Consider the following 23,554-nt stretch of genomic DNA (forward strand, 5'->3'; position numbering starts at 1 on the left):
AGGTTAAGTGGAAGACACGGAGCCGTAGCGAAAGCGAGTCTGAATAGGGCGATTTAGTATGCGGTCGTAGACCCGAAACCGTGTGATCTACCCATGTCCAGGGTGAAGGTCAGGTAACACTGACTGGAGGCCCGAACCCACGTATGTTGAAAAATGCGGGGATGAGGTGTGGGTAGGGGTGAAATGCCAATCGAACACGGAGATAGCTGGTTCTCTCCGAAATAGCTTTAGGGCTAGCCTCAAGATGATGAGTACTGGAGGTAGAGCACTGATTGGACTAGGGGCCCTCATCGGGTTACCGAATTCAGTCAAACTCCGAATGCCAGATACTTAAACTTGGGAGTCAGACTATGGGTGATAAGGTTCATAGTCGAAAGGGAAACAGCCCAGACCACCAGCTAAGGTCCCAAAGTATACGTTAAGTGGAAAAGGATGTGGAGTTGCTTAGACAACCAGGATGTTGGCTTAGAAGCAGCCACCATTTAAAGAGTGCGTAATAGCTCACTGGTCGAGTGACTCTGCGCCGAAAATGTACCGGGGCTAAACGTATCACCGAAGCTGTGGATTGTTCTTACGAACAATGGTAGGAGAGCGTTCTAAGTGCTGTGAAGTCAGACCGTGAGGACTGGTGGAGCGCTTAGAAGTGAGAATGCCGGTATGAGTAGCGAAAAAAGAGTGAGAATCTCTTTCACCGAATGCCTAAGGTTTCCTGAGGAAGGCTCGTCCTCTCAGGGTTAGTCGGGACCTAAGCCGAGGCCGAAAGGCGTAGGCGATGGACAACAGGCAGATATTCCTGTACCACCTCATGACCGTTTGAGCGATGGGGGGACGCAGTAGGATAAGGAATGCGCACGGATGGATGTGTGCGCCCAAGCAGTGAGAAAGTCAGGTAGGCAAATCCGCCTGGCCATTTCAAGCTGTGATGGGGAGGCCTTCTGGCCGAAGTTCCTGATTTCACACTGCCGAGAAAAGCCTCTAGCAAGGTCACAGGTGCCCGTACCGCAAACCGACACAGGTAGGCGAGGAGAGAATCCTAAGGTGAGCGGGAGAACTCTCGTTAAGGAACTCGGCAAAATGACCCCGTAACTTAGGGAGAAGGGGTGCTCTACGGAGTAGAGCCGCAGTGAATAGGCCCAAGCGACTGTTTAGCAAAAACACAGGTCTCTGCGAAGCCGAAAGGCGAAGTATAGGGGCTGACACCTGCCCGGTGCTGGAAGGTTAAGGGGAAGAGTTAGGGCTTTTGCCCGAAGCTTAGAACCGAAGCCCCAGTAAACGGCGGCCGTAACTATAACGGTCCTAAGGTAGCGAAATTCCTTGTCGGGTAAGTTCCGACCCGCACGAAAGGTGCAACGACTTGGGCACTGTCTCAACGAGAGACCCGGTGAAATTATACGATGCGTGAAGATGCGCATTACCCGCGACAGGACGGAAAGACCCCGTGGAGCTTTACTGTAGCCTGATATTGAATGTCTGTGCAGCTTGTACAGGATAGGTGGGAGCCTTAGAAACGTGAGCGCCAGCTTACGTGGAGGCATCCGTGGGATACCACCCTGGCTGTATGGACCTTCTAACCCAGGACCGTGATCCGGTTCGGAGACAGTGTCAGGCGGGCAGTTTGACTGGGGCGGTCGCCTCCCAAAAGGTAACGGAGGCGCCCAAAGGTTCCCTCAGAATGGTTGGAAATCATTCGCAGAGTGTAAAGGCAGAAGGGAGCTTGACTGCGAGACCTACAAGTCGAGCAGGGACGAAAGTCGGGCTTAGTGATCCGGTGGTTCCGCATGGAAGGGCCATCGCTCAACGGATAAAAGCTACCCCGGGGATAACAGGCTTATCTCCCCCAAGAGTTCACATCGACGGGGAGGTTTGGCACCTCGATGTCGGCTCATCGCATCCTGGGGCTGTAGTCGGTCCCAAGGGTTGGGCTGTTCGCCCATTAAAGCGGTACGCGAGCTGGGTTCAGAACGTCGTGAGACAGTTCGGTCCCTATCCGTCGTGGGCGTTGGAAGTTTGAGAGGAGCTGTCCTTAGTACGAGAGGACCGGGATGGACATACCGCTGGTGTACCAGTTGTTCCGCCAGGAGCATAGCTGGGTAGCTACGTATGGAAAGGATAAGTGCTGAAAGCATCTAAGCATGAAGCCCCCCTCAAGATGAGACTTCCCATCATTTTAAATGAGTAAGATCCCTCAGAGACGATGAGGTTAATAGGTTTGAGGTGGAAGCGTGGCGACACGTGGAGCTGACAAATACTAATCGATCGAGGACTTAACTAAATTCTTTTGATGTCTTGATTTACTCTTATTTAGTTTTTAAGGTATAAATCCTTAATTTAATATGAATGTCTGGTAGCGATGGCGGAGAGGTCACACCTGTTCCCATACCGAACACAGAAGTTAAGCTCTCCAGCGCCGATGGTAGTTGGGGGTTCCCCCTGCGAGAGTAGGACGCCGCCAGGCAAATAAAAAACATCTAGGACAATCAACCTAGATGTTTTTTTGTTTAGGAAATTATAAAATTTGCTGCATGTGGATAATTATTCAGAATAGGCCACGTCCGGCTCCAGCGCCCAGCGATACATAAAAAGGGTTTCACCACAGTATTAAAAAAATATTTAGTATTGTATTAACGCTCTGGTAACAGGAAAGGAATTTATCCCATTTAAACGGGTAGTAAGCCTTTCTCCTCAAATTTCTGGGAACAAAGAAGGCAGGTGGGAGATCAACTGCGTGTAAAGGTCTGATAAGTGCGACTAACCATTAGTGGGGATGAAGGAAAACCTCCACTGATGGAAGTCTTCTTTATACTAAGTCGATAACAGGGAACCTAATTATAATAAGACAGCATAAAATTAAGGATTGACACATAAATTTTAATACCACTCTATCTTTAGAGTTGTTTTGTTATTATATCTTTTAGATAGGGGGATTTCCTATAGTTTACGTAAATCAAATATTAGGAGAGGACTTTTATGTTATAGCAATTCGCTTACTAATTGCACTTCTTCTATCAGGACTTATTGGCTTTGAAAGAGAAATGAATAATCATTCTGCTGGCTTCCGTACTCATATTTTAGTAGGTGTTGGTTCTTGTTTAATGATGTTAATGTCGCTCTATGGTTTTTCATCATTAATTGATACTTATGGTAATATACGTTTCGACCCTGCACGAATACCTTCATATGTAATTAGTGGTATCGGATTTTTAGGGGCAGGTACGATTATCGTTTACGGTGGAACAATAAGAGGTTTAACTACGGCAGCGTCTATTTGGACAGTGGCAGGTTTAGGATTAGTTGTTGGATTAGGTATGTATGGTGCGGCTATATTAGCTACATTAATTATATTAATTAGCTTAGTATTCCTGAATAACTTTGAAAAGTTATTTCAAAGCAGGCGTTCCTTTTCTTCCGTAAATATTACTATTGACCATAATACGAATCTGAGTTTATTAGTAAATTTATTTGAACAATTTGATGTAAAAATTCTTTCTATTGAAATTACTAATATTGAGAAAAGAATGAGAAATGTTCAAATTAAAGTTGAAAGGAACAAAAGAATCGATAAAATAAAACTTTATGATGAATTATCAAGATTAACAGGGGTACGAAACATATCATAATTAAGCTTTAATTTAGCTTATTATATTTTTTTAAGAAAAGTCACGTCCAGCTTTAGTGTGTCCTCCCTTAGCTCGCTTTTCCATTCCTCACGTATTAACTGTACCGGGGAATTCGCTGTCTCGACTCCCGACGCACTAGAACCGAATTAAAGGAGGGCCGACTAAAACAATCTTTGCGGTAACGTCGTCGACATACCCCTGTGTTGGGTAGCGTTTCAATAGTACGTTAGTTCTTAGCCGACTCTTATCCTTCCTTTTGAACACGTGCTGTAAGGGAGTTTCCGCTTTTGATTCTAAAAATCTTACACGTATAATTAGGTGTAAGGTTTTGTTTTCAATAATTTTGTCTAAAATATATAAAAGGTATTTGCATCTCAAAAATGTTGGCGTATAATAAGAGTATAGTCAAAGATAGTCAAAGTCAAATGCATTGAAAATACTGACATTAACAACGTGCAAGAGGGGATGGATCTGATGAGTAATATCTCAGATATCATTGAGCAATATTTAAAAACTGTTTTTCAAATGAAAGGCCAAAATGCAATTGAAATAAAGAGAAGTGAAGTCGCCAATCGCTTCCAGTGTGTTCCATCACAAATTAATTATGTTATTAATACTCGTTTTACGTTAGAAAAAGGTTACATTGTAGAGAGTAAACGTGGTGGTGGAGGATACATTCGTATTATGCGAGTGAGGCATAAGGATAAATCTACATTAATTGATGAGATTATTGAAATGGCTAATCCAACTATATCCCAACGATCGGCTACTGACATACTAGATCGACTCTTAGAAGAGGAAATTATAACGGAACGAGAGGCGAAAATTATGCTAAGTGCCATGGAACGTACCACTTTAGCATTTAACCTTCCGTTAAGAGATGAAATACGTTCCAGAATCTTAACCGCTATGTTATCACAACTAAAGTATTTTTAGTTTAAATTTACTATACAAAGGGAATTACCTTGGCAGGTAGGAAAGTATAAAATCTTTCCCGTCTGCATAAGTGCAACTAAGCCATCCACCGAAAGGCTTGGCGGATGCCAAGTTTTCTAATACCAGTAGTTGTAAAGGGGGAAGAAACAGTGGAATGCCAAGAATGTCATAAACGTCCAGCGACACTGCATTTTACACAAGTTATTAATGGTAAAAAGACGGAAATAAGTGTATGTAATGTATGTGCAAAAGAAAAAGGTTATGTGACGTATCCAGAGGAAGAAGCTTATTCTCTTCATAATTTATTATCAGGTCTTTTTAATTTTGATACGTCGAAAATAGATAATCCAACTTTGCAGAAAGTGAAAGATCTGCAATGCCCACAATGTAAAATGACATTTGCTCAATTTAAGCAAGTTGGCAAGTTTGGATGTGCTACTTGTTATGAAACATTTTCGGATAAATTAGATCCAATATTAAGACGTGTTCATGCTGGTAATACAAAACATTATGGAAAAATACCTAAACGTGCAGGTAATGATATACAAATGAAACGTCAGTTGAACCATTACAAGAGTCAATTACAGCAATTGATAGAAAATGAAGCATTTGAAGAGGCAGCTAAAGTAAGGGATCAAATAAAGGAGCTTGAAGCTAATATAAGAGATAAAGAAGCAGGTGATAATGCATGACACTCGAACATTTTATGAATGATGCTATTAGCCCTTGGATGCGTGAAGAAGGGCCGAGTAGTGATATTGTAATGAGTAGCCGCATTCGCCTAGCAAGAAATATAGCAAGTATACCTTATCCTATTATTGCTGAAGAGGAGAAACTGGCAGAAGTAAGGAAACTTATTGAAAAAGAATATGCAAACAAGTCATTTAATAGTTATCATAATTTTGAATTTATCCCTATTAGAGAATTAACTGCTATTGAAAAGCGAGTTTTAGTAGAAAAGCACTTAATAAGCCCTAATCTTGCTAAACATACGAATGAATCGGCAGTAATAATCTCTGAAAATGAACAAGTATCTATTATGGTAAATGAAGAGGATCATCTTCGTATCCAGCTTTATTTTCCTGGTTTACAGTTACGTCATGCTTTAGATAAAGCATTTGAAATAGATGATTGGTTAGAAGAAAAGGTAAATTATGCTTTTGATGAAAATAAAGGGTATTTAACAACCTGTCCAACCAACGTTGGTACAGGGATGCGTGCTTCTGTTATGATGCATTTACCAGCACTTGCTCTCACAGGACAAATAAATCGAATGATGCCAGCTATTAACCAGTTGGGGCTAGTTGTTCGAGGAATTTATGGTGAGGGCAGTGAAGCGCTAGGGAATATTTTCCAAATTTCTAATCAAATCACATTAGGAAAATCGGAGCAAGATATTGTAGGCGATCTGGAAAGTGTAGTAAATCAGCTAATAGATCATGAACGAAATGCAAGAGATTTAATTATGAGGGAGTCGCCTACCGCATTAGAAGACCGCATCTTTCGTTCTTATGGTGTGCTAGCCTATAGTAGAATAATCGAATCAAAAGAGGCATCTAATTGCATATCAAACGTGCGATTAGGAATAGATTTAGGTATCATTAAAGATACCTCTAGAAATATACTTAATGAGTTGATGGTACTTATACAACCAGGATTTCTTCAACACTATGCAAAGAAAACATTAACATCCCGAGAACGTGATGTACTTAGGGCGTCACTCATCCGTGAAAGATTACAGTTAGAGAATTAGGAGGGAAGCTATTATGATGTTTGGAAGATTTACTGAGAGAGCACAAAAAGTACTAGCGTTAAGCCAGGAAGAAGCAGTTCGCCTTGGTCATAATAATATAGGAACTGAGCATATCCTTTTAGGACTTGTACGTGAAGGAGATGGAATTGCTGCAAAAGCTTTACAATCATTAGGCCTAGAGATTAGCCAAATTCAAGAGGAAGTGGAAAAGTTAATAGGTGTTGGTAAACAACCTATGCAATCCATCCATTATACACCTCGCGCAAAAAAGGTTGTAGAGCTTTCACAAGATGAGGCTAGGAAGTTAGGTCATTCCTACGTTGGAACTGAACATATCCTATTAGGCCTTATTCGTGAAGGTGAAGGTGTTGCTGCAAGAGTTTTAAATAACCTTGGAGTTAGTTTAAATAAAGCAAGACAACAAGTCCTACAATTATTAGGTAGCAATGAATCACAAGCCGGCCGACAAGGTAGAGGGGGCCAGCAATCAAGTGCTAATACACCAACATTAGATTCTTTAGCGCGAGATTTAACCCAAAGTGCTCGAGACGGAAAAATTGATCCAGTTATTGGTCGAGCAAAAGAAATTGAACGTGTTATTCAGGTATTAAGTAGAAGAACAAAAAATAACCCTGTGCTAATCGGTGAACCTGGTGTAGGGAAAACGGCTGTTGCTGAAGGATTGGCACAACAAATAATAGATAACGAGGTTCCAGAAACATTAAGTGATAAACGCGTTATGACTTTAGACATGGGTACTGTTGTCGCGGGGACCAAATATCGTGGTGAATTTGAGGACCGCTTGAAAAAAGTAATGGAAGAAATCCGTCAGGCTGGTAATATTATTTTATTCATCGATGAATTACATACACTAATTGGAGCCGGTGGAGCAGAGGGAGCAATTGATGCGTCCAACATACTTAAACCATCCCTTGCTCGTGGAGAGTTACAATGTATCGGAGCTACAACATTAGACGAATACCGTAAATATATTGAAAAAGATGCAGCGTTAGAACGTAGATTCCAACCAATTCAAGTAGATCAGCCGTCTGTGGAGGAAACCATTCAGATTTTAGGTGGATTACGCGATCGTTATGAGGCACACCATCGAGTGACGATTACAGACGATGCAATTGAAGCGGCTGCTACCCTATCGGATCGTTATATTACAGATCGTTTTCTTCCTGATAAAGCAATTGATTTAATAGATGAAGCTGGCTCTAAAGTCCGCCTACGCTCATATACCATTCCACCAAATTTAAAGGAATTGGAGCATAAATTAGAAGAGGTTCGGAAAGAAAAAGATGCAGCAGTTCAGAGTCAAGAGTTTGAAAAAGCAGCATCCTTACGGGACTCTGAACAGCGTTATCGTGAGGAATTAGAACAGACGAAGAAAGAATGGAAAGAAAAACAAGGACAAATGGATTCTAAAGTTACAATAGACGATATTGCTAGCGTTGTTTCAAGCTGGACTGGGGTTCCTGTTTCTAAATTAACTAAGGATGAAAGTGATCGACTACTAAATATGGAAGAAACTTTGCATAAACGTGTAATCGGTCAAGAAGAAGCAGTTGTAGCTATTTCTAAAGCCATTCGTAGAGCACGTGCGGGGTTAAAAGATCCAAAACGTCCTATCGGGTCATTTATCTTCTTAGGTCCAACAGGAGTTGGTAAAACAGAATTGGCTAGAGCTTTGGCTGAAGTGATGTTTGCTGATGAAGATGCTATGATTCGAATCGATATGTCCGAATATATGGAACGACATGCGACAGCACGTTTAGTTGGTTCACCTCCTGGATACGTAGGTTATGAAGAGGGTGGACAATTAACTGAGAAAGTACGTCGTAAACCATATTCTGTAGTTTTACTTGATGAAATTGAGAAGGCACATCCAGAAGTGTTTAACATTTTACTGCAAGTATTAGAAGATGGTCGTTTAACAGATTCGAAAGGCCGTCTAGTTGATTTCCGAAATACAATTATTATTATGACGTCTAATGTTGGTGCAAGCGAATTGAGACGAAATAAATATGTTGGTTTTGCAATGGAAGATGACAACCAAGAATATAAAGATATGAAATCTAAAGTAATGAACGAACTAAAGAAAGCATTCCGTCCAGAGTTTTTAAACCGTATTGACGAGACAATTGTCTTCCATTCCTTGGAAAGAAAGCATATGAAAGATATTGTTACGCTTATGGTTAAACAGTTACATGACCGATTATATGAACAAGAAATAGACCTCTCCCTTACTGATAAGGCAATTGAAAAGATTGCTAGCGAGGGATTTGATCCTGAATATGGGGCACGTCCATTACGTAGATCCATTCAAAAGAATATCGAGGATCTATTATCTGAAGAAATGCTAAAAGGAACGATAGAAAAAGGACAGAAAGTGAAAATCGGTTTAAGTAATAAAGGCGATTTTATTCTCCTTTCATAAGTTTTCATGAAAAGCTAGAAGAATAATGTTCTTCTAGCTTTTCCATCATCTTAGACAACTTGGCCTCTACCTTAGCAACACTTATGCAATTCAGTATGGTAGAGCGAGAAATCAAAGCCCAAGACAAGAAAGATTTTTGTACTAAAAAATTGTGGCAAAGTTGTGGTTCATTTGCTTTTAATTGAAAGGAGGATGTAACCTATACATTAAAAAAGTAAGTTACAATTAAAAGGGAGAAGGGAACGAGAAGCTTGGCGAAGCGTAAGACAAAGTTTGTGTGTCAGGAATGTGGATATGAGTCTGCAAAGTGGATGGGAAAATGCCCAGGATGCCATAATTGGAACACTTTAGTGGAGGAAATGGAAGCATCATCAGGTAAAGGGAGACATATATTTAATGTAGCCAGAAGTGCGGTAGCCCAACCTGAACGGATTACATCTATTGAATCCCAAGAAGAGCCAAGAATTACGACGACTATGAAAGAGTTTAATCGTGTTCTCGGTGGAGGGATTGTAATGGGATCCCTTGTATTAATTGGTGGTGACCCCGGAATTGGTAAATCTACACTATTATTGCAGATTTCAGCACAATTAGCAGATAAGCATTTACCTGTGCTTTATATTTCAGGAGAAGAATCAACCCGTCAAACGAAATTAAGAGCGGATCGTTTAGGGATTAAATCAGAAGAACTATATGTGCTCTCGGAAACAAATTTATTTGATATTTCAAGACATGTGGAACAAATTAAGCCTTCTTTTGTAGTGATTGACTCCATTCAGACGATATTTAAAGAAGAGGTAACTAGTGCCCCAGGAAGTGTCTCCCAAGTGCGAGAATGTACAGGAGAATTAATGCGCTTGGCAAAGATAAATAACATTCCTATCTTTATTGTAGGTCATGTTACAAAAGAGGGAGCAATTGCAGGACCGAGAATGCTAGAACATATGGTAGATACGGTTCTTTATTTTGAAGGTGAAAGGCATCATACCTATCGAATTTTACGTGGGGTAAAGAATCGCTTTGGTTCTACCAATGAAATGGGGATTTTCGAAATGAAGGAAGAGGGACTTAGAGAGGTTATGAATCCTTCAGAAATATTTTTAGAGGAACGTTCTCATGGCACGTCTGGATCCACGGTTGTTGCGTCTATGGAGGGGACACGACCGGTTTTAGTGGAAATCCAAGCGTTAATATCCCCATCTAGTTTTGGAAACCCAAGGAGAATGGCAACCGGTGTAGATCATAATCGTGTATCGTTATTAATGGCGGTTTTGGAAAAACGTGTAGGATTAATGCTACAAAACCAGGATGCATATATAAAAGTTGCTGGTGGAGTGAAATTAGATGAGCCAGCAATTGATTTAGCGATTGCTGTCAGTATTGCATCTAGCTTTCGGGATAATCCTACTAGACCAGATGATATTTTTATAGGTGAGGTTGGACTAACCGGAGAAATTAGAAGGGTCTCTCGAATTGAACAGCGAGTGCAAGAGGCTGCCAAACTCGGTTTTAAACGAGTTATTTGTCCTAAAAATAATTTAGATGGGTGGACACCACCTAGGGACATCCAAGTAATTGGAGTTCAATCAGTTCAAGAGGCATTGGATTTAGGGATAGAACGATAGTATTGTATCGCTGTACAAAAAAAGGATGTTTCTTAGCATTTATCCAAATGGAATGTTCATCATAGCTATGCTATGATTTAATTGGTATTATTTTTCTTTTATATATAATAGATGTTGTTCAAAAAGTCCGGTAAAAATGACACTTCGAATTTCTTGAAAATGCTCGTTTATCCGTCCCTTATGTATGAACTGCATACATTCCGGTACCGGGAGCTTCACCGCCTCGAAATTCCGACGCACAGGACGTGCATTAGAGAAAGGCCGACTAAAGGCAGCCTTTGCGGCTAACATCGGCATACCCTATGTAGGAGCAGCGTTGCAACAAATCTTTACGGCGGGACGAGTAATCAGAATCCCAGGACGTTGCGTTCTTAGCCGACTCGGTCCTTTTTGAACACGCACTTATGCAGGAAGTATGTTCTGTAGAGTAATTCATTTGAATTATTTCTCAAAAGGATAGGCGAATTCGAGTTTTTTTAATAATTACTAGGATTATTTATTGTATGAACGGTAATAATAGAATTAGGAGGTGAATGGGTTGTTAAAGATTATTGTTAATCTATTTTTTGTAATACTTGGTGGAACAATTGGATTCTTATACATTCCAGCTATTATTCATTTATTAAAATTAACTGATATAAGTTGGTTGACATCCCCATATCTTGGTATGGTCGTAGGCGCAATTATATTCTTTCTCATTTCCTATTGGGTGGCCGGATTTATTGTTAATTTCTTAAAATGGATTGAAGAATCTCTTATTAAAATTCCAGCTGTTGATTTATTCTTTGGTAGTATTGGTTTAATCCTTGGGTTAGTTATTGCTTACTTTATTAACATACCCTTGCAAGATATAAATATAGATGTTATATCTCAAGTACTACCACTCTTCATTATGATTTTACTTGGTTATTTCGGGTTTCAGGTTGGTTTTAAACGAAGGGACGAATTTATCAATCTGTTAAGAACATCAAAAAAGGAAAAACGTAGAATGTCGGACTCTGACGAAACGGAAATAAGCGAGCCAAAAGTAAAAATACTAGATACAAGCGTTATTATCGATGGTAGAATTGCGGACATTTGTCAAACCAATTTTTTAGAAGGAACCATTGTTATTCCGCAATTTGTACTAGGTGAACTTCAACATATAGCTGATTCCTCAGATGCATTGAAACGAAATCGTGGTCGTAGGGGATTAGATGTGTTAAATAGAATTCAAAAGGAATTACCAGTTAAAGTGGAAATTTACGAAGGTGATTTTGAAGAAATTCATGAGGTAGATAGTAAACTAATTAAACTTGCAAAAGTGATTGACGGAATTATTGTTACAAATGATTTCAATTTAAATAAGGTTTGTGATTTACAAGGTGTTCGTGTTCTTAATATTAATGATTTGGCAAATGCAGTGAAACCAGTTGTTTTACCAGGAGAAGAGCTTGTGGTACAGGTAATAAAAGATGGTAAAGAACAAAACCAAGGTGTAGCTTATCTCGATGATGGAACAATGATAGTTGTAGAAGAAGGTAAGGATTATATAGGGAAGACAATTGAGGTATTAATTACGAGTGTTTTACAAACCTCTGCAGGTAGAATGATTTTTGCAAAACCAAAATTACTTGAAAAAGCATTATAAAAGCGGTATAACTTATAAGGAGAGAGTAGAAGTGATAACAGTATTCGTTATCACTTTCCTTTTTGGTATACATAATTATTTATCCTGCCTAAACGGGCAATAAAACTCTCACCGTTTCTAGGGAAACAAAGAAGGTAGGTGTGAGACCAACTGCCCGTAAAGGTCCGATAAGTGCGACTAATTATCAGTGGGGATGAAGGAAAACCCTACTGATGGAAGTCTTCTTTAAATATATAATTTTACTTTAACTTGAAAGGAGAAAGCAAAAATGACAAACGATGTTCGTGTAAGGTATGCTCCAAGTCCAACTGGGCATTTACATATTGGTAATGCTAGAACAGCGCTTTTTAACTATTTATATGCAAGACATTTTGATGGAAAGTTTATTATTCGTACAGAAGATACAGATGATAAACGAAATGTAGAAGGTGGAGAAGAAAGTCAGTTTAAATTCCTAAAATGGCTAGGAATTGAATGGGATGAAGGTGCTGATATTGGCGGAGAATATGGACCATATCGGCAAACAGAGCGCCTTGATATTTACCAAAAATACGTTGATGAGTTGTTAGAAAAAGGTTTGGCATATAAATGTTATATGACGGAAGAGGAACTTGAAGCCGAACGTGAAGAACAAAAAGCCAATGGACAAGTTCCTAAGTATTCTGGTGCGCATCGTAATTTAACGGAAGATCAATGTTTAGCTTTTGAAGCGGAAGGGCGCAAACCAAGTATTCGTTTTCGTGTTCCGGATGATAAAACTTATACGTTTAATGATATAGTTCGCGGGGATATTACTTTTGAATCTAGTGACTTTGGCGATTGGGTTATTGTAAAGAAAAATGGTATTCCAACTTATAATTTTGCAGTAGCGATTGATGATCACTTAATGGGAATTTCTCATGTATTAAGAGGAGAAGAACACATTTCAAATACACCTAAACAAATGATGATTTATGAAACATTTGGTTGGGAACCTCCTAAATTTGGGCACATGACATTGATTCTAAATGAAGATCGTAAAAAACTAAGTAAAAGGGATAGCCATATTGTTCAATTTATCGAGCAATATAAGAATTTAGGTTATTTACCGGAGGCATTATTTAACTTCATTTCATTACTTGGTTGGTCCCCGGTTGGTGAAGAAGAAATTTTTGATAAGGAAACACTAATTAAAATCTTTGATCCGGAACGTTTATCTACTTCAGCTGCTATCTTTGATCAACAAAAATTAAAATGGATGAATAATGAATATATTAAAGCAAGAGATACGGAAGATGTTATTGAGTTAACAATGCCATATTTAATCGAAGCTGGAAGGCTTCCTGAGGATATGGATGCTGAAACAAGACAGTGGGCCGAGAATGTTATTGAATTATATCGTGAACAATTACGTTATGGACAAGAAATAGTAGAATTGACGGAGTTGTTTTTCAAAGAAGAAATAACATTAGATGAAGCATCTAGGAAGGTTTTAGAAGAAGAACAAGTTCCGGAAGTTTTACAAGTGTTTACAGATAAAATAATTCACTTAGATGATTTCACTAAGGATTCCATCAAAGCACAAATAAAGGCAACGCAAAAGGAAACCGGTCATCGTGGGAAAAAACTATTTATGCCAATCCGTATTGCAACAACTGGACAAATGCACGGCCCAGAATTACCAATGGCCATTGAATTATTAGGAAAAGAACTTATTGTATCGCGCCTAGACAAAGTTTTGAAACAACTAGGAGCGTAACCATTCACAAAAGTAAAGAGATGTAATATATTAGAAATATAAAAGCGGAATTGAAACTATATAAGGAACGTTGAAAAGGGAAAGTAGAAAGTGGCTGACTTATCCAGAGAGAATCGCCTAGGCTGAGAGCGGTTTTAAGTGACATTTTTGAAGTGCCCCTTGGAGTCTGTTATGGAAATAGTAGTACATGACAGCGGCACTCTACCGTTAATGGAGCACAAGTTGGGAGAGAACCTCCAAACAGAGTGGAACCGCGCAAAAAGGCGTCTCTGTGTATTTATTACACAAAGACGTCTTTTTTAGTAGAGAGATAAGATAAAACATTCTAAGTGCAACTAAGGTATTTGTCTAACCTAATAGGAAATGTCAAGTTTTCTAATAGAAATAGATAGGGGTGGAGAAAAGTAAAATGGGGATATTTAAGCGTATGAAAGAGGATATGGATGTTGTCTTTGAACAGGATCCAGCCGCTAGAACATATTTAGAAGTATTTCTAACTTATTCAGGTATACATGCGATTTGGGCGCATCGCATTGCACATGCCTTTTATAAACGTAAGTTATTCTTTATTGCAAGGGTAATATCGCAACTAAGTAGATTTTTTACAGGAATTGAAATCCACCCGGGAGCCCAAATAGGTAGACGTTTTTTTATCGATCATGGAATGGGAGTCGTTATTGGTGAAACTTGCGAAATTGGTGATAACGTAACTATATTTCAAGGGGTTACACTAGGGGGAACCGGAAATGAGAAGGGAAAGCGTCATCCGACTATAAAAGATAATGCACTAATTTCTACAGGGGCAAAAGTGCTTGGCTCCATTACAATAGGGGAAAACTCTAAGGTAGGCGGAGGAGCGGTAGTTGTAAGAGATGTTCCGGAAAATTGTACAGTCGTTGGGGTGCCGGGGAGAGTGGTTGTTCAAAATGGAGTTAGAGTGAGAAGAGACCTAGATCATCAAAATATGCCTGACCCTGTTGCAAATACGATTAAAGAATTGAAACAGGAAGTGGAATCCTTACGTGAGGAAATAGCCAAATTGAAAGAAGGGAACAAAACAGTATGACAATCAAAATTTATAATACATTAACACATGAAAAAGAGGAGTTTAAACCACTTGTTGAAGGTAAAGTTAGCATGTATGTTTGTGGACCAACAGTATACAACTATATTCATATAGGAAATGCTAGGCCGGCGATTGTCTTTGATACGGTGCGTAGATATTTTGAATATCGGAATTTCAAAGTGGATTATGTTCTAAACTTTACGGACGTAGATGACAAGATTATTAAGGCAGCCAATGAATTAGGTGAAGAGGTTCCTGCCATTTCTGAAAGGTTTATTAATGCATATTTAGAAGATGTAAATGCATTAGGGGTAAAAAAGGCAACCCACAATCCGAGAGTAACAGAATCAATGGATGATATTATTGACTTCATAGCAGTACTGATTGAAAAAGGATATGCTTATGAAGCCGGAGGAGATGTCTATTTTAAACCACGTGCCTTTGAAGGTTATGGGAAGCTTTCTCACCAATCCATTGATGAACTCCGTTCAGGTGCTAGAATTCAGATTGGGGAAAAGAAAGATGATCCATTAGACTTTGCTTTATGGAAGAGTGCGAAAGAAGGGGAGATCTCATGGGATTCGCCTTGGGGAAAAGGAAGGCCAGGTTGGCATATTGAATGTTCCGCAATGGTAAAGAAATATTTAGGGGATACGATAGACATTCATGCTGGTGGGCAAGATTTGACCTTTCCACATCACGAAAATGAAATTGCTCAATCAGAGGCAAATACGGGAAAAACCTTTGCAAACTATTGGATCCATAATGGTTATATCAATATTAACAATGAGAAGATGTCTAAATCACTGGGGAATTTTGTGTTGGCAAGAGATTTAATAGCTAAGTATGATCCTCAAGTTCTTCGCTTCTTTATGTTAAGCGTTCATTACCGAAATCCGATAAACTTTACGGAAGAATTATTACAAAGTGCACATAATAGTTTTGATCGAATCAAAACAGCTTATCAAAATTTAGAACATCGAAAAGAAACAAGTATGGACTTAGTTGACCATCATACGGAATGGATTGGCAGAATTAATGAGTTAAGAGAAAAATTCGAGCATGAGATGGACGATGACTTTAATACTGCAAATGCTATCTCAGTCTTATTCGACTTAGCAAAAGAAGCCAATGTTTATCTGCAACTAGAGCAAACGTCAACAGATGTTATAAGAAAGTTCCAGGATACAATTGTTACTCTCTTAAATGTTTTAGGTATTAATATTCAACAAGAGCAACAACTGTTAGACGAAGATATCGAAAATTTAATAGAAGAACGTAATCAGGCTAGGAAAGATCGTGATTTTGGTCGTGCTGATGAAATACGGGATATGCTTAAAAGTAAAGGTATTATATTAGAAGATACACCACAAGGAGTACGGTGGAAAAGAGGATAAGTAGTCATGAATTTAGATGTGAAACAAATGAAAAGTTTAAGTCTTGCTTATATGGGAGATGCGGTATATGAGGTATATATTAGAGAGTATCTTCTAAATAAAGGTCAAATAAAGCCTAATGAATTGCATCAAAGTGCTGTTTCATTTGTTTCGGGAAGGGCACAAGCAGAAGTTATTCTAGAATGGTTAGAGCAAGGCATTTTATCAGAGGAAGAGGAGCGGATTGTTGCAAGAGGGAGAAATGCAAAATCCGGATCCACGCCAAAAAATATCAGTATCCAAACGTATCGATATAGTACAGCATTTGAAGCTCTAATTGGTTATCATTACTTAGCTAAAAACGGGGAGCGTTTAGAAGAGTTACTCAAAAGGGCTGTGCAAGTTATCGAAGGAAGGAGTGAATAAGGAAAATGGATCAAGAAATTATTATGGGAAAAAACCCCGTTATGGAAGCCTTGAAAACGGGAAGATCTGTTAATAAAGTCATGATATCAGAACATTTAAATCAAAATGTACAAGGGAAGCTAAAACAATTAGCAAAAGAAGCAGGTACAATTATTCAAAAAGTACCGAAGACGAAACTTGATCAAATTAATTCCGGTAATCACCAAGGAGTGATAGCTTATGTGGCGCCATACGAATATGCTACATTAGATGATTTGTTTCAAAATGCTAAAAACAAAGGAGAGGAACCTTTTTTTATCATATTGGATGAATTAGAAGATCCCCATAACTTGGGATCTATATTAAGAACAGCAGATGCCACTGGGGCTCATGGTGTTATCATTCCGAAGCGACGTTCTGTTGGGCTAACAGCAACTGTGGCAAAAACAGCAGCTGGTGCAATGGAACATATTCCCGTGGTAAGAGTGACAAATATCGCAAATACAATTGATGAATTAAAAGAAGAGAATGTTTGGGTTGTCGGTACAGAAGCAGAAGCAACAGAAGATTACCGAAAGTTAGATGGCACTTTACCAATTGCGGTTGTTATAGGCAACGAAGGAAAAGGGATTAGTAGATTAGTTAAAAAGAAATGTGACTGGACCGTGAGTCTTCCAATGGGAGGAAAGGTCTCCTCATTAAATGCCTCTGTAGCCTGTGGTCTATTACTATATGAAGTATATCGAAGACGGCATCCAATGGGAGAGCACTAATGGTTATCGTTGTAGTAGATGGGTATAATATTATTGGGGCATGGGACGGATTAAAGCAATTAAAGGATAAAGACATAGGTCAAGCACGGGATCGCTTGATTGAGTTGATGGCCGAGTATCAGTCATATTCGGGATATCGAGTCATCGTTGTATTTGACGCTTACTATGTTAGAGGTATTGAAAGTAAGTTACAGGAATTCAACGTTGAAATAATTTACACCAAAGAAAAGGAAACAGCCGACGAATGTATTGAAAAATTAGTGAAAAAACTAAAGAACGTTAAAACTCAAGTATATGTGGCAACCTCAGACTATACAGAGCAACGTACCATTTTTGCGCAAGGTGCATTAAGAAAGTCAGCGCGCGAATTATATATTGAACTAAAAGATGTTGAACGGCAAATTAAAGAAAATGTTGAAAGTCATAAACAAATCAAACCTCAAACGAAAATCGAGTTGGATGAATCTATCTTAAACAAGTTCGAAAAAATGAGAAGAGGGGAGTTTTCCGAGTAGGTATTGCGGAATATTGTCGACAGAATACGAAAAGGGTCGAATAATTTTTAGTCATTTTCGTTTTTTCTATATATTTTAAAAATCACCCGGAACGAGTATTGACGCTTGTTTAAACGGACTGTATAATGTTCTTTAAAGTGCACTGTGTGGGATTGGGAGGGCTTTTTTCTTGAATATCGAGCGATTAGAAGAAGAAAATAAAAGCATACACTTGCTTGATGATGAAGGAATTTTAGCTCTAATTCATCAGGGGAATAGTCATGCTCTTGACTATTTAATACAAAAATACAGAAACTTTGTACGAGCAAAAGCACGGACATATTTTCTTATTGGAGCGGATAAAGAGGACATTGTACAGGAAGGGATGATTGGTTTATATAAAGCCATTCGTGACTACAATGAGGACAAGCTAACCTCTTTTAAAGCGTTTGCAGAGCTTTGTATTACTCGTCAAATTATTACTGCGATTAAAACTGCTACAAGGCAAAAACATATACCGCTAAATTCTTACGTTTCTTTGGACAGGCCTATTTATGATGAAGAGTCAGAGCGTACTTTAATGGATATTATTGAGGGTTCAAAAGCAAGTGATCCGCAAGAATTATTGGTTAATAGAGAAAAAATGGGAGATATGGAATTGAAGTTATCTGAACTACTTAGCGAGTTAGAGAAGAAAGTACTTCAATTATACCTTGATGGTAGAACCTATCAAGAGATTTCTATAGATTTAAAAAGGCATGTGAAGTCAATTGACAATGCGCTTCAGCGGGTGAAGAAAAAGTTAGAACAGCTATTAGAATCTAATGAAATTGAGATTAAGCTATAATTAATGTATGTGTAATATGTTGATTTATTGACATCATGTAGTATGCCGTGCTACATTTAAAAGAAGAGAAACTTCAGTATAAAGGTGAAAATATGAACAAAAAGGTTACTCTAGCGTGTGCAATATGTTCAAGTAGAAACTATTCAACTAATAAAAATGTATCAACAAAATCTACTCGTTTAGAAGTACGCAAATTTTGCAAGATATGTGGAAAACACACATTGCATCGCGAGACGAAATAAATGGGTTCTTTAGTGAATGCATTTGGTAGAGTAGGGGGGTACAACTTTGTTTAAATTCTTAAATAATGTTTCGAGAGAAATGAAGAAGGTTAGTTGGCCTAAAGGGAAAGAATTAATCAACTATACAATTATAGTCGTTACTACTGTAGTGTTAATGTCCATATTCTTTATGGTTATAGATCAGTTAATATCTTTAGGATTAAATCTCCTTTAGTAACCTTTTGAATAATTATGTTATAATTATGTTATAATGTTAATAATTAATGATAAATAATGATGACGCAAAAACCCGCAAAAAAACGGGTTTTTTAAATTGCATAAAATTCTAAAAGTATCTAAGGGAGGGAAGGGCTAAGTCGCCCTAGTTTAATGGAGAAACAATGGTATGTAGTTCATACGTATTCAGGATATGAAAACAAAGTGAAAATGAATTTAGAAAAACGTGTTGAAACAATGGGCATGGAAGAAAAAATCTTTCGTGTCATTGTACCAGAAGAGGAAGAAACTGAAATTAAAAATGGTAAGAAAAAAGTAGTGAAAAAGAAGTTTTTCCCTGGGTATGTTTTGACAGAAATGATCATGACAGATGACTCATGGTATGTTGTACGTAATACCCCAGGAGTAACTGGGTTTGTTGGATCAAGTGGACATGGATCTAAGCCTACACCTCTTTTACCGGAAGAAGTAGATACTCTGTTAAAACAGTTGGGTGTTGACGAAACTCGTGTTGAAGTTGACTTCGAATTGCAAGAAAATGTCCGTGTGAAAGAAGGACCATTTACTGACTTCACAGGAACCATTGAAAACATTGACATTGATAAGCAAAAGATCAAAGTCCATGTGAATATGTTTGGTAGGGAGACTCCTGTTGAACTTGACTTCTCTCAAGTAGAAAAGTTATAGTTATATATTGTTTAGACAAAACCTTGCATTATTTTATTATTCATGATAAAATTCCTATGTTAATTCACACTCTGAGTATGAGTGTTTAATATGAGTGGGAGGGGACATATTACCCCTATTACCACATCACGGACTTTAAGGAGGTGTGTCTCGTGGCTAAAAAAGTAATTAAAGTAGTTAAATTGCAAATCCCAGCAGGTAAAGCTAATCCAGCGCCACCAGTTGGACCAGCATTAGGTCAAGCAGGTGTTAACATTATGGGATTCTGTAAAGAGTTTAATGCGCGTACACAAGAACAAGCAGGTCTAATAATTCCTGTAGAAATTACAGTATTTGAAGACCGTTCATTTACATTTATCACTAAAACTCCACCTGCAGCTGTATTACTTAAAAAAGCAGCTGGAATTGATAAAGCGTCAGGTGAACCAAATAGTAATAAAGTTGCTACGCTTAAACGCGATAAAGTAAAAGAAATTGCAGAAACAAAAATGCCTGACCTTAATGCAGCTGATGTAGAATCAGCGATGCGTATGGTTGAAGGTACTGCAAGAAGTATGGGAATTGTTATTGAAGACTAATCTAGCAGGTCGCTAAACTACTAGAGTGATTTTTTAATACGGTATAGGGTTGCGAGTATTGCCATAAATCGCAACCTTTTTCGTGAGTGTGATAAAACGATCACACGATTTATAAAAGTTATCACGCTTTTATAAGTGGGAGGTATTACCGTTATAACCACAATAGAGGAGGAAATATAATGGCTAAAAGAGGTAAAAAGTATCAAGAAGCTACAAAGCTTATTGATCGTAGTAAATCTTATGAAATTACAGAAGCTGTTCAACTAGCAAAAGATGCTGCTAAAGCTAAATTTGATGAAACAGTTGAAGTAGCGTTTCGTTTAGGGGTAGACCCTAAGAAAGCAGACCAGCAAATCCGTGGTGCTATGGTTTTACCACATGGTACTGGTAAAACACAACGCGTACTAGTGTTCGCTAAAGGCGATAAAGTAAAAGAAGCTGAAGCTGCAGGCGCTGATTATGTTGGAGATGCTGAATACATTAACAAAATCAACCAAGGTTGGTTCGAGTTTGATGTTATCGTTGCTACTCCAGATATGATGGCAGAAGTAGGTAAATTAGGACGTGTATTAGGACCTAAAGGTTTAATGCCAAACCCTAAAACTGGAACAGTTACTTTTGATGTAGAAAAAGCAGTTAATGAAATTAAAGCTGGTAAAGTCGAATATCGTGTAGATAAATCATCAAATATTCATGTTCCAATCGGTAAAATTTCATTTGATAATGAAAAACTAGCTGATAACTTCAAAGCATTAGTAGAACAGATTGTTAAAGTTAAACCACAATCTGCAAAAGGAACATACTTGAAGAATGTTTCTATCTCATCTACAATGGGACCTGGAATCAGAGTAGATGTTTCTGATTTTCGTTAATTAGTTATTGACATCCTTTTATGGGTTTGTTATAATAACTTCCGTTGTTATAAAATAATATGTTATACCGTAGACAGTAGGGGCTATATAAAGCTTAATGATCCTACCGAGGTTTTTATAAACAAATTTTCTGGAATGGATAATTTACGTTTGTAATAAAAAGCCCTCATGTCTACATGAGGGCTTTTTCGATATGATCGCTCTAGATTAACTATAGCTACGGTATATGAGAATAATTGGGAGGTGGAACAATGTCTGGTATTATCGAACAAAAGAAACAACTAGTAGAGGAAATTACTGATAAATTCCGTAATAGCCAAACTACAGTAGTTGTGGATTATCGTGGACTTGACGTTAGTGAGCTTACTGAATTACGTAAAACATTACGTGAAGCAGGAGTTGAATTCAAAGTATATAAAAATACTATGACTCGTCGTGCGGCAGATGCAGCTGAACTAAGTGAACTAAACGAAACTTTAGTTGGACCAACTGCTCTAGCATTCAGTAATGATGATGCGGTTGCTCCTGCTAGAATTTTAAAGGAATTCGGCAAAGAACATGAAGCTTTAGAGATTAAAGGTGGCATCATCGAAGGTAAAATTGCTACTCTTGATCAAATCAACGAACTTGCAGACCTACCAAACTACGAAGGTATGGTTTCTATGTTGCTTAGCGTACTACAAGCACCGATTCGCAACTTTGCTTATGCGGCTAAAGCTGTTGCAGAACAAAAAGAAGAACAAGGTGCTTAATAACTGGAAAATAATAAATATATTAAATTATAAATTAGGAGGCAATATATCATGACTAAAGAAGAAATGATTAGCGCGATCAAAGAAATGACTGTTTTAGAATTGAACGACTTAGTTAAAGCAATCGAAGAGGAATTTGGAGTTACAGCTGCAGCGCCAGTTGCTGTTGCAGGCGCAGCTGCAGGCGGAGACGCTGCTGCAGAAAAAACTGAATTTGATGTTGTACTTGAAAGTGCTGGAGCATCTAAGATCAAAGTTGTTAAAGCTGTACGCGAAATCACTGGTCTTGGTTTGAAAGACGCTAAAGATCTAGTAGATAACGCTCCTAAAGCTGTTAAAGAAGCCGTTTCTAAAGATGAAGCTGAAGAAGTTAAAGCTAAACTTGAAGAAGCTGGAGCATCTGTAGAAGTTAAATAATTAAAGTATATAAAAATAATAGAGCTCGTCGATATTCGACCGAGCTCTTTTCAACTATAATAAATTCTTCTGTTTTTCAGTCCAAATAAGAACTGGACTTACGCTATTATATTAGTAAAGTAGGTGCCGAATGTCAGAGCATTACTTTTCACAACAACCTCAATCAAAAAGTTCACCAAAGACTTGGAAATATAATTTAAGAGAAAAGGAATTTACTTTTACTAGCGACATAGGCGTCTTTTCAAAAAGTGAAGTAGATTTCGGTTCTAGATTACTAATTGAAACCTTTAACGAACCTTCAATTGATGGTGATTTTTTAGATCTAGGATGCGGCTATGGCCCAATAGGTATTTCCTTAGCTAAAAGCTTCCAAAAACGTAATGTTATTATGGTCGATGTTAATAATAGAGCACTGGAATTAGCAAAAAGAAATGCTATGGAAAATCATGTGGAGAATAACACTGAAATTATCCAAAGTCATAGTACAACAAATGTTAAGGATCGAAAGTTCGCCTCTATTATAACGAATCCTCCAATTAGAGCTGGAAAAAAGCTTGTTCACGATATGTTTGGAGATTCAAAAGATGTTTTACTTCCGAATGGCGAGTTGTGGGTGGTAATTCAAAAGAAGCAAGGAGCCCCATCGGCGAAAAAGAAACTTGAAACGCTATTTGGCGAGGTAGATATCATGGCCAGGGATAAAGGTTATTATATTTTTAAGGCAATAAATGTTTGACCAAACAGGCCTCTTGTGTTAACATTGGAAGATGCTAATAATGGGATTTTTATGTCAAGGGATCTTTATAAAATAAATATGTATAATTAATGGATGATAGGAAAAACTGTTATAATGGAAGGTAAACGGGGTTTTTAAAGAAAATATTACTTTTACTTTTTCTTATTATAACGTTTAATCAATCTATCTGTAAACTATTATTTGCGAAAAAGGTTACAACTTTAGAGGGGTTATAGTTTTCATCCTATAGATCATACGCTCTAATAGATAGGTGGCTACATATTTCTGTTTTATAAAGCATTTCTATAAACCTCATTGTTATGAGGTGTGAATCTTGTGTCAAAACATATC

At 38.0% G+C, this 23,554-nt stretch carries 22 protein-coding genes, 2 rRNA genes and 2 other annotated features; all 24 genes read left to right on the forward strand.

Annotation, left to right across the window (positions count from 1 at the left end; translation table 11 throughout):
* Positions 1–2,272 (forward strand): 23S ribosomal RNA (locus KM885_RS09390); the annotation flags it as partial.
* Between the two features lie 68 nt (positions 2,273–2,340).
* Positions 2,341–2,455 (forward strand): 5S ribosomal RNA (rrf, locus tag KM885_RS09395).
* Positions 2,456–3,032: 577 nt separating this feature from the next.
* Positions 3,033–3,617, forward strand: coding sequence for an MgtC/SapB family protein (locus KM885_RS09400; protein WP_240473227.1), 585 nt, complete (start codon positions 3,033–3,035; stop codon positions 3,615–3,617).
* 474 nt (positions 3,618–4,091) lie between these two features.
* A complete protein-coding gene (locus KM885_RS09405) occupies positions 4,092–4,553 on the forward strand; it encodes a CtsR family transcriptional regulator (RefSeq protein WP_047185931.1) in 462 nt (153 codons plus the stop codon).
* 149 nt (positions 4,554–4,702) lie between these two features.
* Positions 4,703–5,245, forward strand: coding sequence for a protein-arginine kinase activator protein McsA (locus KM885_RS09410; protein WP_047185930.1), 543 nt, complete (start codon positions 4,703–4,705; stop codon positions 5,243–5,245).
* A complete protein-coding gene (locus KM885_RS09415) occupies positions 5,242–6,306 on the forward strand; it encodes a protein-arginine kinase McsB (protein WP_204798455.1) in 1,065 nt (354 codons plus the stop codon). The genes KM885_RS09410 and KM885_RS09415 overlap by 4 nt, the downstream gene beginning before the upstream one ends.
* A gap of 13 nt (positions 6,307–6,319) precedes the next feature.
* Positions 6,320–8,749: an ATP-dependent protease ATP-binding subunit ClpC gene (gene clpC / locus KM885_RS09420; RefSeq protein ID WP_047185928.1), complete on the forward strand. Its 2,430-nt coding sequence runs from the start codon at positions 6,320–6,322 to the stop codon at positions 8,747–8,749.
* Between the two features lie 251 nt (positions 8,750–9,000).
* Positions 9,001–10,374 carry a DNA repair protein RadA gene (gene radA, locus KM885_RS09425; protein ID WP_060668158.1) on the forward strand — a complete coding sequence of 458 codons (1,374 nt, stop codon included), beginning with the start codon at positions 9,001–9,003 and terminating at the stop codon, positions 10,372–10,374.
* Between the two features lie 538 nt (positions 10,375–10,912).
* Positions 10,913–12,004: a PIN/TRAM domain-containing protein gene (locus KM885_RS09430; RefSeq protein ID WP_047185925.1), complete on the forward strand. Its 1,092-nt coding sequence runs from the start codon at positions 10,913–10,915 to the stop codon at positions 12,002–12,004.
* Positions 12,005–12,272: 268 nt separating this feature from the next.
* Positions 12,273–13,742 (forward strand): glutamate--tRNA ligase, encoded by a 1,470-nt coding sequence (gene gltX, locus KM885_RS09435; protein WP_047185924.1) that lies wholly within the window; start codon positions 12,273–12,275, stop codon positions 13,740–13,742.
* Between the two features lie 61 nt (positions 13,743–13,803).
* Positions 13,804–14,016 (forward strand) — a binding site (T-box leader).
* A 141-nt stretch (positions 14,017–14,157) separates the two neighbouring features.
* Positions 14,158–14,808, forward strand: coding sequence for a serine O-acetyltransferase (cysE, locus tag KM885_RS09440; RefSeq protein ID WP_047185935.1), 651 nt, complete (start codon positions 14,158–14,160; stop codon positions 14,806–14,808).
* Positions 14,805–16,205 (forward strand): cysteine--tRNA ligase, encoded by a 1,401-nt coding sequence (gene cysS / locus KM885_RS09445; protein WP_060668157.1) that lies wholly within the window; start codon positions 14,805–14,807, stop codon positions 16,203–16,205. The genes cysE and cysS overlap by 4 nt, the downstream gene beginning before the upstream one ends.
* A 6-nt stretch (positions 16,206–16,211) precedes the next feature.
* On the forward strand, positions 16,212–16,610 hold the full coding sequence (locus KM885_RS09450) for a Mini-ribonuclease 3 (protein ID WP_047185922.1): 399 nt from the start codon (positions 16,212–16,214) through the stop codon (positions 16,608–16,610).
* Between the two features lie 5 nt (positions 16,611–16,615).
* Positions 16,616–17,362, forward strand: a complete 747-nt coding sequence (gene rlmB / locus KM885_RS09455; RefSeq protein ID WP_216883859.1) for a 23S rRNA (guanosine(2251)-2'-O)-methyltransferase RlmB — start codon at positions 16,616–16,618, stop codon at positions 17,360–17,362.
* A complete protein-coding gene (locus KM885_RS09460; protein ID WP_216883860.1) occupies positions 17,362–17,877 on the forward strand; it encodes an NYN domain-containing protein in 516 nt (171 codons plus the stop codon). Before rlmB ends, KM885_RS09460 begins: the two co-directional genes overlap by 1 nt.
* A gap of 169 nt (positions 17,878–18,046) precedes the next feature.
* Complete coding sequence (gene sigH / locus KM885_RS09465) at positions 18,047–18,703, forward strand: RNA polymerase sporulation sigma factor SigH (RefSeq protein ID WP_216883861.1); 657 nt, start codon at positions 18,047–18,049, stop codon at positions 18,701–18,703.
* A 92-nt stretch (positions 18,704–18,795) separates the two neighbouring features.
* Positions 18,796–18,945 (forward strand): 50S ribosomal protein L33, encoded by a 150-nt coding sequence (rpmG, locus tag KM885_RS09470; protein ID WP_083452522.1) that lies wholly within the window; start codon positions 18,796–18,798, stop codon positions 18,943–18,945.
* A gap of 46 nt (positions 18,946–18,991) precedes the next feature.
* Positions 18,992–19,159, forward strand: coding sequence for a preprotein translocase subunit SecE (secE, locus tag KM885_RS09475; protein ID WP_060668154.1), 168 nt, complete (start codon positions 18,992–18,994; stop codon positions 19,157–19,159).
* Positions 19,160–19,314: 155 nt separating this feature from the next.
* Positions 19,315–19,848 (forward strand): transcription termination/antitermination protein NusG, encoded by a 534-nt coding sequence (gene nusG / locus KM885_RS09480; protein ID WP_060668153.1) that lies wholly within the window; start codon positions 19,315–19,317, stop codon positions 19,846–19,848.
* 152 nt (positions 19,849–20,000) lie between these two features.
* Positions 20,001–20,426, forward strand: coding sequence for a 50S ribosomal protein L11 (gene rplK / locus KM885_RS09485; protein WP_047185916.1), 426 nt, complete (start codon positions 20,001–20,003; stop codon positions 20,424–20,426).
* 179 nt (positions 20,427–20,605) lie between these two features.
* Positions 20,606–21,298, forward strand: a complete 693-nt coding sequence (gene rplA / locus KM885_RS09490; RefSeq protein ID WP_047185915.1) for a 50S ribosomal protein L1 — start codon at positions 20,606–20,608, stop codon at positions 21,296–21,298.
* 49 nt (positions 21,299–21,347) lie between these two features.
* Positions 21,348–21,497, forward strand: a sequence feature (ribosomal protein L10 leader region).
* 52 nt (positions 21,498–21,549) lie between these two features.
* Positions 21,550–22,050, forward strand: coding sequence for a 50S ribosomal protein L10 (rplJ, locus tag KM885_RS09495; RefSeq protein ID WP_047185914.1), 501 nt, complete (start codon positions 21,550–21,552; stop codon positions 22,048–22,050).
* Between the two features lie 51 nt (positions 22,051–22,101).
* Positions 22,102–22,467, forward strand: coding sequence for a 50S ribosomal protein L7/L12 (gene rplL, locus KM885_RS09500; protein ID WP_047185913.1), 366 nt, complete (start codon positions 22,102–22,104; stop codon positions 22,465–22,467).
* A gap of 130 nt (positions 22,468–22,597) precedes the next feature.
* Positions 22,598–23,203, forward strand: coding sequence for a class I SAM-dependent methyltransferase (locus KM885_RS09505; protein ID WP_216883862.1), 606 nt, complete (start codon positions 22,598–22,600; stop codon positions 23,201–23,203).
* Positions 23,204–23,554 lie beyond the last annotated feature (351 nt).

The sequence above is a fragment of the Oceanobacillus caeni genome, from assembly GCF_019037185.1.
Classification (GTDB): domain Bacteria; phylum Bacillota; class Bacilli; order Bacillales; family Amphibacillaceae; genus Oceanobacillus; species Oceanobacillus caeni.